Origin of the sequence: Corynebacterium sp. HMSC036E10, assembly GCF_001836265.1 — a bacterium.
GTDB classification, from domain to species: domain Bacteria; phylum Actinomycetota; class Actinomycetes; order Mycobacteriales; family Mycobacteriaceae; genus Corynebacterium; species Corynebacterium coyleae.
The window spans coordinates 1-1,325 of the sequence record NZ_KV827934.1 but is presented as its reverse complement, the minus strand read 5'-3'; the positions used below and the strand labels follow the sequence as shown (position 1 = coordinate 1,325).

General features: G+C 55.3%; 1 protein-coding gene. It reads right to left on the bottom strand.

All coding sequences use genetic code 11. The features are described 5' to 3' along the window. Positions 1-87 precede the first annotated feature (87 nt). A partial coding sequence (locus HMPREF2736_RS01060; protein WP_070828710.1) for an integrase core domain-containing protein occupies positions 88-1,325 on the bottom strand: 1,238 nt, incomplete at its 5' end.

The following is a 1,325-nucleotide window of genomic DNA, read 5'->3' as shown; positions in this document are numbered from 1 at the left end:
AGCTAGACGTGTTATGTCCATGAACATTTTGGACATGGAGTCCAGCCACTTATTGGACACGGAGTCCAGGAGCTTTTTGGACTTTGGCTAGTGTTTCGGTTTGCGTCTTTTTGGCCGGGGTTTGGATAGGTTGGGGCGCAGCTGGGGTGGTTGGCGGTGTTTCATGCCTTCGACGTGGTTGATGTTGATTACTCCGCCGGCTGGGCGGTGTTTGAGCTTGATCGGTAGCGGCACACTGAAGAGGAATTCTCCGTCGTGTGCGGTGAAGAATTCAGCGACGTTATCGGCAGTAACGTGGCTGAGCAGTTTGCGGCTTTTGAATCTCAATCCGACATACAGCGGGTATCCGAGGATGTGAACTGCCCCGTGGCGGCTGATGGTCAGTTCCAAGGGGATATCAAAGCGCTGCTTTTTGACTGCTTCATACGGGTCTATGCTGGTCGTATCCGTATGCGATGCACCTGGCGTGGTGATTGCACGATCGGTGTTGACCCTGGGTGAAGTGGCAGCTTCCCCGGGGTCGTTTGTGTATGCAGGCTTCGGCTTTGCATGGGGGTTGTTGGCGAGGTTGTAGTCGACAACGCGCTGCCAGACCGCTTCAGGATCAAGCGGAGTTGTAGGTGATTCAGCCTGCGGGAACGTTTCCCAGGCTTGTTCGGGAGTGATGTGCATCTTGCCGACGAGCAGGCTTTGATGTCGCCGATGTTTGTTGTAGACCTCGCGGTAGGCCGCAAGCGCTTTTTGCAGTTCGTCGAATGTTTCCGGTGTGCGTGCATCGAGAAACTGCACCAACGTGCGGTGGGAGCGTTCGTCTTTGCCTTGCGTAGTTGGGGCGAAGCCAGCAATTGCCAGCACACCTTGCTTCGCCAACCAAACTTCTGTGGCTGATAGACGACCGCGATGGTAGGTGGCAAACGCTTCACTGTTGTCCGACAAGATTTCCTGCGGTTTGCGGTATCGGTCGAATGCTTCTTTCAAGGTGATGCGAGCATCCTCGCCGTTTTCAGGCCGGGGAAACGCTTTCGTGCCAACATCGAATCTGCTGGCGTCATCAATAACTTGATAGATCGTGACCTGGGTATGTTCGACGTCGAATAGCCGGTAGACCACAGCATCGATCTGCCACAGTTCACACACAAAGTCGCGGGCAAACCGCTTATACGAACTGCGTGGGCGCTTGCGGGCATTCGCGTCAACTACTCCAGCGTCGTGCAGCCAATCCGCGATGGTCGACCGAGATGGAGTGCGCTCCGGGCCGATTGTGTCGAACAGGTGGTAAAAGATCGACAACGGGCCGTAGTCTAGCCCCTGCTCTTGCAACGTGA